This window comes from Streptococcus suis, from assembly GCF_024509555.1.
In the GTDB taxonomy this organism is placed as follows: Bacteria; Bacillota; Bacilli; order Lactobacillales; family Streptococcaceae; genus Streptococcus; species Streptococcus suis_AD.
The window spans coordinates 1-337 of sequence record NZ_JAMWEL010000070.1 but is presented as its reverse complement, the minus strand read 5'-3'; the positions used below and the strand labels follow the sequence as shown (position 1 = coordinate 337).

Genomic DNA, 337 nt, shown 5'->3' with positions numbered 1-337 from the left:
ATGACGAAGAAACACGTGAAATCACTGTCCCAGTCACTGTCACAACAGACGGTGTTGAGAAAGTTGTCGAAGTTCCAGTTACTATCCAACGTGATACAGATGGCGATGGTACACCAGATGTGACAGATAAAGATGATGATGGCGATGGTATTCCAGATGAGACTGATAAAGATCCTAAGACACCAAATACGGATACAACCGTAACTCCAACAACGGTAGTTGAAGGTCAGCCAGTTTCAGATACAACAGTTGTTACACCGGAATCACCAAACACAGTGATTACCCCATCAGCACCAGTTAACGGCATTTCAGTAGATGAAAACGGCAAGTTGACAGG

At 44.2% G+C, this 337-nt stretch carries 1 pseudogene; it reads left to right on the top strand.

Features of this window, described 5'->3' with window-relative positions:
* A pseudogene (locus NF418_RS10380) lies at positions 1-337 on the top strand (hypothetical protein); the annotation flags it as partial.